This is a genomic window from Raoultella sp. T31 (assembly GCF_002806725.1).
Lineage (GTDB): Bacteria > Pseudomonadota > Gammaproteobacteria > Enterobacterales > Enterobacteriaceae > Klebsiella > Klebsiella electrica.
In genome coordinates this window covers 12,558-25,691 of the sequence record NZ_PIBO01000020.1, presented here as the reverse complement: position 1 = coordinate 25,691, position 13,134 = coordinate 12,558, and the positions used below count along the sequence as shown (strand labels likewise).

General features: G+C 53.7%; 14 protein-coding genes. 7 read left to right on the top strand and 7 right to left on the bottom strand.

From position 1 onward, the window contains the following. Positions 1 to 72 precede the first annotated feature (72 nt). Positions 73 to 1,455, top strand: a complete 1,383-nt coding sequence (locus CWM52_RS14740) for a carbohydrate porin (protein WP_100684784.1) — start codon at positions 73 to 75, stop codon at positions 1,453 to 1,455. Between the two features lie 258 nt (positions 1,456 to 1,713). On the opposite strand, the gene CWM52_RS14735 is transcribed toward CWM52_RS14740, so the two are convergent. Next, the gene (locus CWM52_RS14735) at positions 1,714 to 1,959 is read right to left on the bottom strand and encodes a helix-turn-helix transcriptional regulator (RefSeq protein ID WP_032689680.1); all 246 of its coding nucleotides are present in this window, start codon (positions 1,957 to 1,959) and stop codon (positions 1,714 to 1,716) included. Between the two features lie 125 nt (positions 1,960 to 2,084). On the opposite strand from CWM52_RS14735, the gene CWM52_RS14730 reads away from it, so the two are divergent. Then, on the top strand, positions 2,085 to 2,345 hold the full coding sequence (locus CWM52_RS14730) for a helix-turn-helix domain-containing protein (RefSeq protein ID WP_100684783.1): 261 nt from the start codon (positions 2,085 to 2,087) through the stop codon (positions 2,343 to 2,345). Between the two features lie 475 nt (positions 2,346 to 2,820). Further along, positions 2,821 to 3,033: an RNA chaperone/antiterminator CspA gene (gene cspA / locus CWM52_RS14725; protein WP_031520308.1), complete on the top strand. Its 213-nt coding sequence runs from the start codon at positions 2,821 to 2,823 to the stop codon at positions 3,031 to 3,033. 217 nt (positions 3,034 to 3,250) lie between these two features. On the opposite strand, the gene CWM52_RS14720 is transcribed toward cspA, so the two are convergent. After that, a complete protein-coding gene (locus CWM52_RS14720; protein ID WP_100684782.1) occupies positions 3,251 to 3,409 on the bottom strand; it encodes a YqaE/Pmp3 family membrane protein in 159 nt (52 codons plus the stop codon). A gap of 218 nt (positions 3,410 to 3,627) precedes the next feature. Here CWM52_RS14720 and pspE point away from each other — a divergent pair, with 218 nt between their 5' ends. Beyond that, positions 3,628 to 3,966 carry a thiosulfate sulfurtransferase PspE gene (gene pspE, locus CWM52_RS14715; protein ID WP_100684781.1) on the top strand — a complete coding sequence of 113 codons (339 nt, stop codon included), beginning with the start codon at positions 3,628 to 3,630 and terminating at the stop codon, positions 3,964 to 3,966. A gap of 110 nt (positions 3,967 to 4,076) precedes the next feature. On the opposite strand, the gene CWM52_RS14710 is transcribed toward pspE, so the two are convergent. Together CWM52_RS14710 and uxaC are read right to left on the bottom strand one after the other, a co-directional pair. Next, positions 4,077 to 5,621, bottom strand: a complete 1,545-nt coding sequence (locus tag CWM52_RS14710; protein ID WP_100684780.1) for an MFS transporter — start codon at positions 5,619 to 5,621, stop codon at positions 4,077 to 4,079. Between the two features lie 23 nt (positions 5,622 to 5,644). Further along, on the bottom strand, positions 5,645 to 7,051 hold the full coding sequence (uxaC, locus tag CWM52_RS14705; protein ID WP_100684779.1) for a glucuronate isomerase: 1,407 nt from the start codon (positions 7,049 to 7,051) through the stop codon (positions 5,645 to 5,647). Positions 7,052 to 7,515: 464 nt separating this feature from the next. Between uxaC and uxuA the strand changes: the two genes are divergently transcribed. After that, positions 7,516 to 8,586: a mannonate dehydratase gene (gene uxuA / locus CWM52_RS14700; RefSeq protein ID WP_100684778.1), complete on the top strand. Its 1,071-nt coding sequence runs from the start codon at positions 7,516 to 7,518 to the stop codon at positions 8,584 to 8,586. Positions 8,587 to 8,699: 113 nt separating this feature from the next. Here uxuA and CWM52_RS14695 read toward each other — a convergent pair whose 3' ends face one another. Then, positions 8,700 to 9,593, bottom strand: coding sequence for a LysR family transcriptional regulator (locus tag CWM52_RS14695; protein WP_100684777.1), 894 nt, complete (start codon positions 9,591 to 9,593; stop codon positions 8,700 to 8,702). A 74-nt stretch (positions 9,594 to 9,667) separates the two neighbouring features. Between CWM52_RS14695 and CWM52_RS14690 the strand changes: the two genes are divergently transcribed. Then, positions 9,668 to 9,892, top strand: a complete 225-nt coding sequence (locus CWM52_RS14690) for a 4-oxalocrotonate tautomerase (protein WP_304528740.1) — start codon at positions 9,668 to 9,670, stop codon at positions 9,890 to 9,892. Positions 9,893 to 10,037: 145 nt separating this feature from the next. Then, positions 10,038 to 11,018, top strand: coding sequence for a DMT family transporter (locus CWM52_RS14685; RefSeq protein ID WP_100684837.1), 981 nt, complete (start codon positions 10,038 to 10,040; stop codon positions 11,016 to 11,018). 49 nt (positions 11,019 to 11,067) lie between these two features. Here CWM52_RS14685 and CWM52_RS14680 read toward each other — a convergent pair whose 3' ends face one another. Both CWM52_RS14680 and CWM52_RS14675 read right to left on the bottom strand, forming a co-directional pair. Further along, a complete protein-coding gene (locus CWM52_RS14680) occupies positions 11,068 to 11,589 on the bottom strand; it encodes a DUF2867 domain-containing protein (RefSeq protein WP_165785399.1) in 522 nt (173 codons plus the stop codon). Positions 11,590 to 11,786: 197 nt separating this feature from the next. Next, positions 11,787 to 13,115: an OprD family outer membrane porin gene (locus tag CWM52_RS14675; protein WP_100684774.1), complete on the bottom strand. Its 1,329-nt coding sequence runs from the start codon at positions 13,113 to 13,115 to the stop codon at positions 11,787 to 11,789. Positions 13,116 to 13,134 lie beyond the last annotated feature (19 nt).

Here is a 13,134-nt window from a genome sequence, read left to right as displayed (position 1 = left end):
TAGCGACATATTCTGTCACCCCAGAATGGGATTGTTATTATCTGAATAAAATTAAACTATATTGAGATAAACATGAATATGATAAAAAAACTTCCATTAGCTATGGCGGTTATCGCCACTCTTTGCCCTTTTACCTCCGTTATGGCGCAAGAATTTACTCAGGAACAAATTGACGCCATTGTCGCCAGAGCCGTCGATAAGGCGCTGGCGGATCGCCAGGCGAAAATGGACGCCGCCGCCGCGAAGAAGGTGGATCTGGAGACCAATCCCCAAACCGCCGCGCAGTCACCGGATATGGCGATTCCATTTGGCCTGAAGTTTAGCGGCTACGCCCGCTACGGCGCCCATTTCCAGACCGGCGATCAGAAATATATCGGCGTCGATGGCTCCTATAACGGCGCCTCGGCCATCGGCCGTCTGGGTAACGAAAGCAACGGTGGCGAATTCCAGATAACCAAAGCCTTTAAGAGCAGCCAGGGCGCTATCTGGGATCTCAACGTCATGTTCGACCACTGGAGCGACGAAGTTAACCTGAAAAAAGCCTACGTTGGCGTCACCAACGTGCTGGAATCCAATCCGAACGCCTACATCTGGGCCGGTCGTGATTTCCATCAACGTCCACAGCAGGGCATCAACGACTACTTCTGGATGAACCACGACGGCCAGGGCGCCGGGGTGAAAAACTTCGATATCGGCGGCGTGCAGTTCGACGTGGCGGGGGTGTCGCAGGTGAAATCCTGTAGCCCGGAAGTAATGGGGGATGAATCTAACCCCTCGCGCATTACCTGCACCGGCGGGTCTGATACCGGCGACAGCGGTCATTACGCGCTGACGACCAAAACCCACAATATCAAGGCGGGCCCTATCGACGTTGAAGTCTATGCCAACTACGGCTTTGACTCCAAAGCGGTGGATAACGACGCGCAGATTGATGCCTGGCAGGGCGGCCTGCTGTTGAGCCACACCAACGACAGCGGCGTGAACAAAGTGATTCTGCGCTATTCCGATAATGCCGATAACAGCGTGTACGACAAAACGGACGGGTTGACGACGGTTTACGCCAGCTTCGAGGGGCTATACAAGTTCACTCAGCAGGCGCAGGTCGAGTATCTGCTGGCCTTCCACAACTATGACAACAGCAAGGACAACACCGACAACCGGAAGAACTACGGTGCCATCGTGCGTCCGATGTACTTCTGGAACGACGTGCACTCCACCTGGCTGGAAGCGGGCTATCAGCGCGTTGACTACGATCGGGGCGGGGATAACCACGGCTGGAAACTGACGCTGTCGCAGAACATCGCCATCGGCATGGGGCCGGAGTTCCGTCCGATGCTGCGCTTCTACGTCACCGGCGGTCAGGTTGACAACAAACGCACGGCGAAGGTGAACGGCACCAAAGACGATCAGCTGGATTCACTGAACGTCGGCGGGATGTTTGAGGCGTGGTTCTGATGTAACGGCAAGACCCTTTTCTGGTGTGTCGCCCGGCTCAGCCGTTCGGCGCACCAGAATATGCCCTTAGCCTGCATCACGAATGCGGGGCGGCGACAGGGTATATACGCTTAAATGCTATCCATTCGATGACGGATTGTCCGTGTGCGCGAATATCGCCGTCGGCTACCGCCAGCTTCAGGTCATCGGACGATTAAGGCAAACACGCCCCAGCCCAGGTCTTCCCGGAACCAGGTCACGTGGCATCCGGGGCCATCGTCAGCGCTGATACCAGCCCGCCACCACTTCCGCCAGATCGTCTTCAACCGTATAGAAATAACAGGCCGGGATCTTCAGCACTTCTGCCAGCCGACAGGCCAGCGCGAAGTCAGGAGTGTGGATGCCGCGTTCATACTGGTTCATCCGCGCGCTCGCCGTCGCCTCATCAATACCCGCGAGGATACCCAGTTTTTGTTGGGAAAGTCCCGTTCTGAGGCGCGCTTCTTTTAAACGGTGCGGCAGCATGATGATCCTGAAAGACTGGAAACAGAATCACGATTCTGGTAGCTGTTAGTTGAAAATGTACTAAGTATTACTTAGTGTAGTGGTGAGAATATGTACGACTTCACTAACGCAAAGGAATGAATGAGATGAACAGAACTGATATGCATCCGGCTGATATCATTGCGCAATTAAAAAAGCGCAACCTGTCGCTGGCGGCGGTGTCGCGCCAGGCGGGGCTGAGCTCGTCGACGTTGGCCAACACGCTGTCCCGCCCGTGGCCGAAGGGGGAGTTTTTAATCGCGCAGGCGCTGGGTATCGACCCTGCGGAAATATGGCCGAGTCGCTACTTCGATCGGGAGGGCAACCCGATCGACAGAAAGAAACTGATTCGGGACAGGCGTGAATAATCTGTTTTGACGGCAGGCCGGATGCCTGTCCGTAAGGCAGTACATCCGGCCGGCCCGCAGAGCCGGTATTTATTCAGGTTTTCTCTCGGGATATCTATGCCGGTGGCACAGGTATTATTTATACGTTGCAAAAGACGCGCGCTAATACCGCGAAATATCAGGTGCATCGCGATTCGGCAAAACTGAGATGGCGATTGATGTTATCGCTGGCATTTTACGGACATATAGCCATCCAGGTGTTTAAGTGGGTAAAATAAAAAACATAAATCTTGCTATAATAATTTCGCTATGTCTTAATGGCGTCATCGGTTTGGAATACAGACCTTATGAAAGCAGTTTTAGTCAAGCAGTCCTCAGTTCAAGTGCTATCCACAGATACTCTTCTTCATGAGCCTCCTCCTAAGTGCCAAATAAGTCACTCTAAATACAGGCCATCATCGCCACGCTTAGTGGCTCATTAATTAAGGAAGTATCTATGTCTAATAAAATGACTGGTTTAGTAAAATGGTTTAACGCAGATAAAGGTTTTGGCTTTATCACTCCGAACGACGGCAGCAAAGATGTATTCGTACATTTCTCTGCTATCCAGAGTGACAGCTTCAAAACCCTTGATGAAGGCCAGCAGGTTTCCTTCACCATTGAAAATGGCGCTAAAGGCCCGGCAGCTGGAAACGTTACTCCGCTGTAATCCCTTATCAGCGACGCTTACAATAGCGATGAAGGCGATGGCCTGAGCAGTTAAGCTCTGCTGATAATGAAATGAACCCGCCCCGTGCGGGTTTTTTGTTGCCTTCCGTTCGCCACCCAATGCTGGCCAGTGATGGCGTAAATGTGAAATATAAGACTCCGATGGAAAATACCTGGCGAAAATAAACGGCGCCGATGCGCCGTCATGATGATGCGGGTTAATCGCGCGTTTGCACCCAGAATGCGTGAATCAGACCCGGGATATAGCCCAGCAATGTCAGTACAATATTCAGAACAAATGCCCAGCCGAATCCTTTACCCAGTAATACGCCAAGTGGCGGCAAAATAATCGTTAAAACAATTCTCCAGAATCCCATATATACTCCCTATAAAAATCAACGTTGTAACAGGTGACGTTAACTTTAAGCATAGTAATTTTAACGGAGACTGCCAGTTTGCCTGCGGCGTGGACTCTGCGCTCATATCACCGATTATCGCTTTGTCCCCATTTTCCAGATGAGGTCAAAGATCGCCCGGGATACCTTCGTTAGTATGATTTCGGGTGACTAAGAAAAATAAAAGGAGAACTGTCGTTATGTTTAATCTGCCACAGGTCATGAAAAAAACGCTCCTGACCGGCGCCATGCTGATGGCGTCGACCTCATTGTGGGCGGCTGAGCACTGGATTGATGTCCGTACCCCTGACCAGTTTCAGGCAACGCACGTTGAAGGGGCGGTGAATATTCCGCTGAAAGAGCTGGATGCGCGCATCGGCGAAGTGGCAAAAGAGAAGAATGACACGCTGCACCTGTACTGCAATACGGGGAACCAGTCCGGCAAAGCAGAAAAAATGCTGCGCAGCATGGGGTATCAGCATGCCGTCAACGAAGGCGGGCTGCAGGATGTCGAAAAAACGCAGAAGATGGTGAAGTGATCCGCTTGCCCCATCGTGAGGGCGCGTCTTAAATCGGCTGGCCCTGAAAGGGTCAGCCGGGCAGGGCTACCGCACGGCAGCAGGCATTATGCTGCTGCCGGCGGCAGCGGTTAACTCAGTACCGAGGTTGCTTTCCCCGCTTTTGCTCGCTCGGGCGGGGTGTTACGCCAGAGTGTGTCATAGCTATAACCCGTCAGGTCTTCAACCACATGGCGCGCTTCAGGCGTGACGTCCTGCTGAAGACCGTTCGCCTTCAGGCGTTCAACTTCATCGACAAAAATCTTGTGCGTACGTTTGTTCAGATGGAAGGTCAGCGCCTGCCATAGCGCAATCAGCAGCAGGACGGCGGTGCCGGCAAACAGCAGCGTCGCGATGGTGTTAATCGCTTCCTGAGGCTGAGTCTGGCTCCCTTTCACGAAGCCACCGCTTTGCAACAGCAGGCCCACGGCAAAGGTGGCGATGGCGACCGTCGTTTTACGCGAGAACGTCATTACCGCGGCAAACAGACCTTCGCGACGCTGACGGGTAATCATTTCGTCAATATCGGGAATAAACGGGAAGACGTTCCACGGCGTAAATTCCAGCACGCAGCGACCAACCTGGTAGATACCGGCGATGATCACCAGCAGCATGACCTTGTTGTCGGTCGGGAACTGATACACGAGGAAGAACCCGCCAAGACACAGCAGCATCAGGCTATAGGCGAAGACATAGAGGCGAGAAGGGCCATACTTAATGATAGCCACCCCCGCCGCCAGCGTAACCGGCAGCCCGACGATACTCATCGACAGCAGCGTGCCCGCCAGCGAGGATGAGACGTTCAGACAGTAGACGCAGAAAAAGACGAACACGGTGTTGTAGACGTCCTTCGCCGTAAAGGAAAAGAGATAAATCGCCAGGTGCTTACGGAACGCCCGTACCTTGAGGGTCGAGGCATATTCCTTAAACAGGTTGCCAAAGGCGGCAAGCTTCTCGGCTGCCGTTGTGGATTTGCGCTCTTTTTCCATTTCCGCCAGCATTTCCGGCGTCAGCTCGCGCTCCCATGTCACTTTCCACGAGATAAAGACGCAGACCATGAACATCACGGCAAACACCACGCCGTTCACCAGATAGGCATCGGCATTATTTTCACCCAGCGCGCCAATCAGCAGGCCGGGGATAAAGGTGGCAAGAAAGGTCCCGGATGCCGACAGGAACATACGGCATGTGGAAAGTTTGGTCCGGCTATTAAAATCTTTGGTCATCTCGGAAGGCAGCGTTTCCCACGGGATCAGCACCATGGCGGCAATGATCTCAAAGGCCAGATACACCGCGAGATAGAACCAGTAGTTCATGCCGTTTAGCCACAGCAGGGTGTAAACCAGCATGAGCGGCGCGCCGATCAGCAGGAAAAACCGGCGTCGGCCAAATTTCTTACCCAGATAGTTTTTATAAAAATGATCGGTGAAGCTGCCCATAAACAGGCTGACGACGGCATCAACGATACGGGCGAGCGCGACAATCGACGCCGCTTCAATCGGCGACAGGCCGACAAAGGTGGTATAGAAGAAAAGCAGCCACGCGCCAATTACGGTAAATGCGCCGCCGCCCATGATATCCGTCAGACCGTAGCCGATACTGACGGGGATGGTCACTTTTCTGTTCTTACGAGTCATGGTTTATCCCTGTATCCTACGGTTCAAAAACGAAAATAACGACGGGCATTGTCCACGCAAATACCGCGGATCATGGCGTCGAGGATGGCGCGATCTTCCGGCACTTCACCTTTCTCTACCCAACTGCCAACCAGGTCACAGAGGATCCGGCGGAAATAATCATGTCGGGTGTAGGAGACGAAGCTGCGGGAATCGGTCAGCATGCCGATAAAGTTGGCCAGCAGCCCCTGATCGGCCAGGGTATTGAGCTGGTTAACCATGCCGCGTCGGGTATCGTTAAACCACCACCCGGAACCGAACTGCAGCGGTGATTTCATGCCATCCTCGCCGCTCTGGAAGTTGGCGAGGGTCGAGGCGACCACGTCGTTATAGCTGGCGTTGAGGTTATAAAGAATGGTTTTCGGCAGACCGTCATTTTCCACCATGGCGTTCAGCAACGCGTTCAGGTTCTGCGCAAGGTGGGTTTGATCGCCAATAGAGTCAAAGCCGCAGTTGATGCCGACCTTGTTGAACATGGTCACGTTGTTGTTACGAATGGCGCCAAAGTGAATCTGCATTGCCCAGTCGCGCTGTTTGTACATTTTGGCCAGCGCGACAAAAATCATACTTTCCCAGGCCTGGAGCGCGCGCTCATCCAGCGTTTCTCCCGCCAGCCGGCGCTGAAACAGCGTGCTCTGTCCGGCCTCATCAAGCGGGCAAAAACCGATTGCCAGCGGGCCGTGGTCCGATACGCGACAGCCCGTGCTGTGGAAAAAATCAATACGCGCTTCGAGAGCGGCCAGGAACTGATCCAGCGAGCTTATCGTCCGCTGGGTTTTCTGCGCCAATCGTGAGACAAACGTCAGGAAGCGCTCGGGGCTGGTGTCGAACAGCTCGTCAGGACGAAATGTCGGCAAAACAGCAGTGGAAAAATCGCTTTTTGCTGCCAGTAGCTGATGGTATTGCAGATCGTCGAGCGGCCCGTCGGTCGTGCACAACGCTTCAACGTTTGAACGGCGGATGAGCGACTGGGGTAAAAAGTCGTCGTGGCGTAATTGCGCATTACACCGCGCCATAATATCGCGCCAGTTTTTGCTATTAAGCGTTTCGTCGATAGCAAAATAATGTTTCAGTTCAAGGTGGGTCCAGTGATAAAGGGGGTTGCCAAAACTGGCTTCGACCGTTTGCGCCCAGGCTTCAAATTTTTCTTCGGCGCAAGCCTGGCCGGTAATTTTGTGCTCAGATATTCCATTCGCCCGCATGGCCCGCCATTTGTAATGATCGCCCTCCAGCCATAGCTGAGTAATATCCGTGAACGGTTTATTTTCCCAAATGGCTCTGGCATCAAGGTGACAGTGGTAATCAATAATCGGTAACGCTTGTGCTACCTCAGAATACAGCCGCTGACCTGGCGCATTGTTTATCATGAAGCTATTGTTTATCAGTGACATACCTACTCCGTACACGATATTACTTTTACGACGAATCCCCAGCGTTAAGCCGGGGTCGGTGTATGACGGGAACATAATGGCGTTGAGGGTAAGCTTCCTCTTCACTCATTGTCTACTACCATACAAGATATGATGATAAAATTGTGACTTAAATCATATTATTTTTTCAGTGATATTCGGGACGTAAAATAAATGCCTGTTATGAATTTAGTGGATAAAAATAAAGTCGTGTTATAGATGGTGATGAATTTAAAGTAAATTCGTTATTATTTTTTACAAAATAAAAACAATTAACCCTGGCAGAAATAATAAAGCCCATGCTCAGACCATGCCTCTTTTTATCGCGCCGTCACGCTTTTTTAACGCGGTGGTTGATCAAACGATAATTACTGCATATGCTAGTCAATACTAGTATGGTACATCTTGTAAACATGCACAGATGCAACGATTAAGGCGGATACAAAATGCAGATGACAATGCGCTGGTTTGGGCCACAGGAAGACAAAATCCCACTGGAGTATATCCGGCAGGTGCCGGGTGTGGAGGGGGTTGTCGGGGCACTGTATGACGTTGCTCCCGGAGAAGTCTGGCCAGTCGAAAAGATTAAGGCTCTGGTTGACCAGGCCCATGCCGCGGGCCTGACAATGGAAGTGATTGAAAGCGTCAACATTCACGATGACATCAAAATAGGCACCCCGGCACGCGATCGCTACATTGAAAACTATAAACAGACGATCCGTAATCTGGCGGGCTTTGGCGTCAAGGTCATCTGTTATAACTTCATGCCGGTCTTCGACTGGATGAAGACCGACATGAACTACGTCCTGCCAGATGGCTCGCTGACGATGGCTTTCGAAAAGAGCGGCATCGATAAGAGTCTGGAAGAGGTCGTCAAAGAGGTGCTCGATAACGCCAACGGTTTTGCGTTACCGGGATGGGAGCCCGAGCGGCTGGCTAAAGTGCAGGAGCTGTTCTCCCGCTATAGCGGCGTCGATGATAATAAACTGCGGGAAAACCTGTTTTATTTCCTCAGAGAAATTATTCCGGTGTGCGAGGAAGTCGGGGTGAAAATGGCGATTCATCCGGACGATCCGCCGTACTCTATTTTTGGCCTCCCGCGGGTGGTGAAAAATCAGGATGACCTGACGAAGATTTGCGATGCCGTGGATTCACCGGCGAATGGCATCACGCTGTGCACCGGCTCAATTGCGGAAGATCCGGATAATAACGTCTATGAAATTCTTGCCGAATTTACGCGTCGCAAGCGTCTCCATTTTGCCCATGTGCGCAACATTAAGCTGATTAAGGATAAAGACTTCTACGAATCCGCGCATCCGTCGCAGTATGGCTCGCTGGATATGTATCGCGTCATGCAGGCCCTCCATGATAACGGCTTTGACGGCTATATTCGCCCGGATCACGGCCGCTTTATCTGGGGCGAAACCGGCCGTCCCGGATACGGTCTTTACGATCGCGCGCTGGGGGTAACCTACCTGCTGGGCCTGTGGGAAGCGCTGGAGAAGAAGTCGCAATAAATCCGCTTGCCGGAGGCCACTTGGTCTCCGGCTGTGTGTTTTTTGCCGTCGTGAAAACAGGCGCGTTGCTCCGACGGGGCGGCGCAGAATCAGGTCTGCTGGCGTTTTTTCCGTTATTGCTGCGCGCCAAAGCGCTGTATCAGAAAATCGATCACGCTGCGCAGCTTGGCTGATGGGCGTGTATCCTGTTGATAAATAAGATACATCGGCGTTGGCTTATACGACCACTCGGGCAGCACCGGCACCAGGCGTCCCTCGGCGATATCGTCCTGCAGCAGCGATTCCGGTTGCAGCACGATACCGCAGCCATTCAGGGCGGCAATCCTCAGCGCCTGACCCTGGTTAGACATAAACCGGCCTTTCACCACCGCTTTAAATATCTCGCCGTCGGGGCCCATCAGCTCCCAGCGATCCTGATGTATCCAGTAGGAGATCCCCAGACAGCTAAAGCGACTCAGCTGATTCGGATGCGTCGGCGTCCCGTGCTGGCGGAGGTAGTCGGGAGAGGCGGCAAGGATTCGGCGATAGGCGCGCAGCGGCCGGGCAACGATATCTGGCTGGTGAATTTCACCGATATGAATAGCTAACTCAGCATCCCCGCTACTCAAGCTGGGTGTCTGATTATCCAGCGTCAGCATGACGTTGACCTCCGGGTTTTGCGCCATGTAGACGCTCAACGCCGGGACCAGTATCTGACAACCGAAGCTGACCGGCGCCACCATATGGACCAGCCCTTTGGCCGTCGATTGCAGCTCCATGGCGCTATGCTCGGCGAGTGAAAACTCTGCCAGCACCCGGCGACAGCGCTCATAGTAGAGCAGCCCGACTTCGGTCAACTGTTGGCGACGGGTGGTTCGATGCAGCAAACGTGCGCCAAGCCGTTGTTCAATCGCCCGAATCTGTTTGGCCACCATCGTGGCCGATACGTCGCTGACATTGGCCGCGGCGGCAAAGCTGCCGCACTCGACAACCCTGACAAACATCTCCATTCCGGCAAGTTTATCCATGATTAACAACCTGTAGGTTCTGATTCACCCAACCTGATGCACATTTATTGCTCCTCGCCTTTCGGTAAAGATGAATTTATCGACCCCAGACGGGGTCCCAAACGGAGAGGAAAAATATGCCTGTTTTACGTTTAGAATTACAGCCGGGTCGCACGCCGGAACAAAAGCGCGATTTTGCCCGTGAAGTGACCCGGGTCGCGGTTGAAACGCTGAAATGCAAAGCGGAGAGCGTGGATGTGATCATTGTCGAAATCCCCAAAACGCACTGGGCCAAAGCGGGTGTCTTGCCCACGGAATAGCTGTCGGGCCACGTGACGCGTCGCCGGCGCGGAATCACCGTGCCGGCTAAACGTCGCACCATCCAGATAAATTATCTCCCCCCACCGTGGTTTCTCTGCAACCGGCAATCTCTGCCGTTGCAGGGATATGATTGGATATATCGCGATGAAAAATACCTATACGACCGGCGTGATGTGTTGCCTGTTAGCCACCTTATCCTGGGGGGCGACGTTCCCCATTATGACCAGCGCCTTGACGCGATGCGATCCTTATACCTTTACCACGCTGCGCTATGGCTTTGCCGGACTGGCATTAGTGGTGGCGCTCGGTTTGCGTGAGGGCAGGCAGGGGCTGAGCCTGAAGGGGCAGCGCGTCGGACTGGCCTGGCTCCTGGGCACGGCGGGATTTGTCGGTTTTGGCTTTTTGGTCTTCTCAGGGCAGCAGATGGCCGGGAAAGACGGGGCGTTGACGGCCTCTATCATGATGGCCACGATGCCGATGCTCGGGATTCTCGTTAACGGGATCGTGCGTCGGATTGCGCCGCCCGCGCTCTCCGTTGGCCTGGTCATGCTGTCATTTTTTGGCGTCATTACCGTTATTACCAAAGGGCAGTATGGCAGCCTGCTGAACAGCCCTTCCAGTTATGTCGCCAATGCGCTGATGATTATGGGAGCGCTATGCTGGGTGATTTATACGCTGGGAGCAGGCTTGTTCCCGCACTGGTCGCCGTTAAAATATACGGCAATGACCACCGGGCTTGGCATGACGAGCATCCTCACTCTCAATGCCGCGCTGTATCTCAGCGGCAAGGTGTCAGTCCCCGCGACTGCTGATTTTGTCTTTATCATTCCTCATATTTTTTATACGGCAGTGATTGCCGGTTTTATCGGCATTCTGTGCTGGAATATGGGAAACAAAATTTTGACGCCGATGAATGGCGTGCTGTTTATGGATGTGGTGCCCCTGACCGCCTTCTCTATTTCGGCGATGGCAGGCGTGACGCCCACCGCGGCGGAAATAACCGGCGCTGGTATGACTGGCGCGGCGTTGATCCTCAATAACCTCTATTTACGCTATCGCGGCGCGAAAACGGCGATGCTCGCCCGACCGATGCAGGAGGAGAGGCTGCCGTCGCGATGTGACTGACCGCCTCCGTCACGAGCGGATAGCCGCGCGGCGGGGGTTCTGGGCGCGGTTATCGCCAGCCCCTTGCCATCGCTCGCTTGAGCATGGCGCGCACCACCAGGCGATGGAATGGGGCAATCAACGTGATGTAAAGCTTCCCGGTTCGGTTGTGGCAGTGCACTACGGAGGCCAGCACCACCTCTTGTTCATTCGCCAGCGCCTCGCGGCGCTGGCGAATGAACACCGCGATTCTGAAATCGAGATGGCTGTCATTGGCCCCGACGATAATCTCGTTGGCCTCTACCGCGAGCACCGGGAAAAAATCGATGTGGGGCGTGCCGTCTGCGATCAGTTTTGCGCGCATCTGAGCGGAGGACTGAATGCCGAAGGGCCTGACCATCAGATCCCGGCAGGCCAGCAGCCATCTGAACCAGCGCGGTGGCCTCGCCAGCACCTGATGAGCCAGAGTCTTGATATCAGCAGGGGCATCAGGAGGCAGGGTGACGGCGAAAGCGTCCGCAAGTTCGGAGGAAGGAAAGAGGTTCACGATCCGGCTTTCACCGGGTAACGGCACGGTACGAATGGTTGACAAGGCAATCCCTCGGCAGTCGGTGGGCAGAATAGCGGCGCGCCATCATCGAGTGTCCTGGCGCGCCGCTGTTCTATTGTTTCATGAAAAAGAGACGCGATGACAGTGTCCCGCCAGTTTACCGACGTAAAACTATTTTACGCGCGCCGATTGTGCTGTATCGCGTGATTGCCGGTATCACTGCGTACGGCGGCGAAGGCTCAGAACAGCGTAAACCGATACTCGATGATGACCTCGGAAGAAAGTGAATTGGCCCGGATGTAGTGACCATCGTTCAGCACCGGCGTTTTTCCGTTCATGCGATAGGACCATCCCGGCCCGAACATCGCCCAGACGGTCAGATTTTTCAGCTGCGGATGCGTTGGCGCCCAGCGGCTAAACGCGTTGATTTCCCCGGTACGCACGCGGTTGCCCTTGTAGTTGAACTGCGCAATGTTGCCCGCCAGACCGACCGCCAGCTCTGGCGTCAGGTTGTAGTCTGACATATTCGCCAGCACCAGCTCCCCGTCGCGCAGGTAGTCGCTACCGGCGTAGGCCATCGAAATAAAGGTACCGCGCGAGTTTTTGCTCATATGTCGGGGGAAAAAGCCGATTTCGTCGGCTTTTTCGGCATCGGTATAGCCCAGCCCCCACTTCGTGCTCCAGTTGTCCGCCTGCCATTTCACATCAATGGCAAAATGCCGGGCATCGCTGTCGAAATCACGCTTGCTGGCCGGCATCGCTTTATATTCATCCAAAGCATGAGTGGCATAAATCTGCGTGCCGATATTCAGTTGCTTCAGCGGTTTGAGTTGCGTGAACAGCACGTAGCGGCGCAGGTAATTATCGCTTTCGCCATAGCCGTACTGTACATTCAGCCGCTCGCCCTGCCACAGGATATCGCCGCTGGCGATGTGGTTGAGGTACCGTCCGGTGTTGGTCTGGAAGCGCTTCTTATCCGGCGAGTTACGTTCCATCGAACTTTCGATATAGGCGCCGCGCAGAGTCACGTCATCGTAGTTGACGCTGCCGCTCCAGCCGAGATAAGTCGTCGGCGACAGACGGGTAGAGGTAGAGATGACGCCCGTGTTTTTAATCATCTGCCAACCCCAGCGGGCGTTCAGATTGAGATCGGCGAGTTGATATTTCAGCTTTATGTTGCGCTGACCAAATTTGGAAAAACCCTGGGCATTGCTCTTTTTATTACCGTTCCCCTCGTTGTAGAGCACGCCGCGCGAGTTAAAATAATCGCTGGCACCTAGCTTGATGGCGCCATAATAAATTGCATCGAAGCCAATGATATCGGCGAAATAGCCTGACTGGTAATCCACGGCAACGCCCTGACCCCAGGCGTTGTGCACTTTCTTTGGTTCTGTCTCCTCTTCCTTAAGATATTTCCAGTAGTTTTTAAGCGACAGCGTCATATGTGACTGGCTAAAAAGAGGATCGGCAAATACCGTATCCATCATATCCGGTTGCGGAACGCTATTTGCTGACCAGGCGCTGACAGGAAGGGTCAGCAGCAGCATCGTCATGATATTATTTTTCATTATAAATCCCGAGGCGAGA

Coding starts and splice junctions, on each gene's coding strand:
- pspE (WP_100684781.1), top strand. CDS start 3,628: ATGTTTAATCTGCCACAGGTCATGAAAAAAACGCTCCTGACCGGCGCC.
- CWM52_RS14730 (WP_100684783.1), top strand. CDS start 2,085: ATGAACAGAACTGATATGCATCCGGCTGATATCATTGCGCAATTAAAA.
- CWM52_RS14720 (WP_100684782.1), bottom strand. CDS start 3,409: ATGGGATTCTGGAGAATTGTTTTAACGATTATTTTGCCGCCACTTGGC.
- CWM52_RS14735 (WP_032689680.1), bottom strand. CDS start 1,959: ATGCTGCCGCACCGTTTAAAAGAAGCGCGCCTCAGAACGGGACTTTCC.
- uxaC (WP_100684779.1), bottom strand. CDS start 7,051: ATGTCACTGATAAACAATAGCTTCATGATAAACAATGCGCCAGGTCAG.
- CWM52_RS14685 (WP_100684837.1), top strand. CDS start 10,038: ATGAAAAATACCTATACGACCGGCGTGATGTGTTGCCTGTTAGCCACC.
- CWM52_RS14675 (WP_100684774.1), bottom strand. CDS start 13,115: ATGAAAAATAATATCATGACGATGCTGCTGCTGACCCTTCCTGTCAGC.
- CWM52_RS14740 (WP_100684784.1), top strand. CDS start 73: ATGAATATGATAAAAAAACTTCCATTAGCTATGGCGGTTATCGCCACT.
- uxuA (WP_100684778.1), top strand. CDS start 7,516: ATGCAGATGACAATGCGCTGGTTTGGGCCACAGGAAGACAAAATCCCA.
- CWM52_RS14695 (WP_100684777.1), bottom strand. CDS start 9,593: ATGGATAAACTTGCCGGAATGGAGATGTTTGTCAGGGTTGTCGAGTGC.
- CWM52_RS14710 (WP_100684780.1), bottom strand. CDS start 5,621: ATGACTCGTAAGAACAGAAAAGTGACCATCCCCGTCAGTATCGGCTAC.
- cspA (WP_031520308.1), top strand. CDS start 2,821: ATGTCTAATAAAATGACTGGTTTAGTAAAATGGTTTAACGCAGATAAA.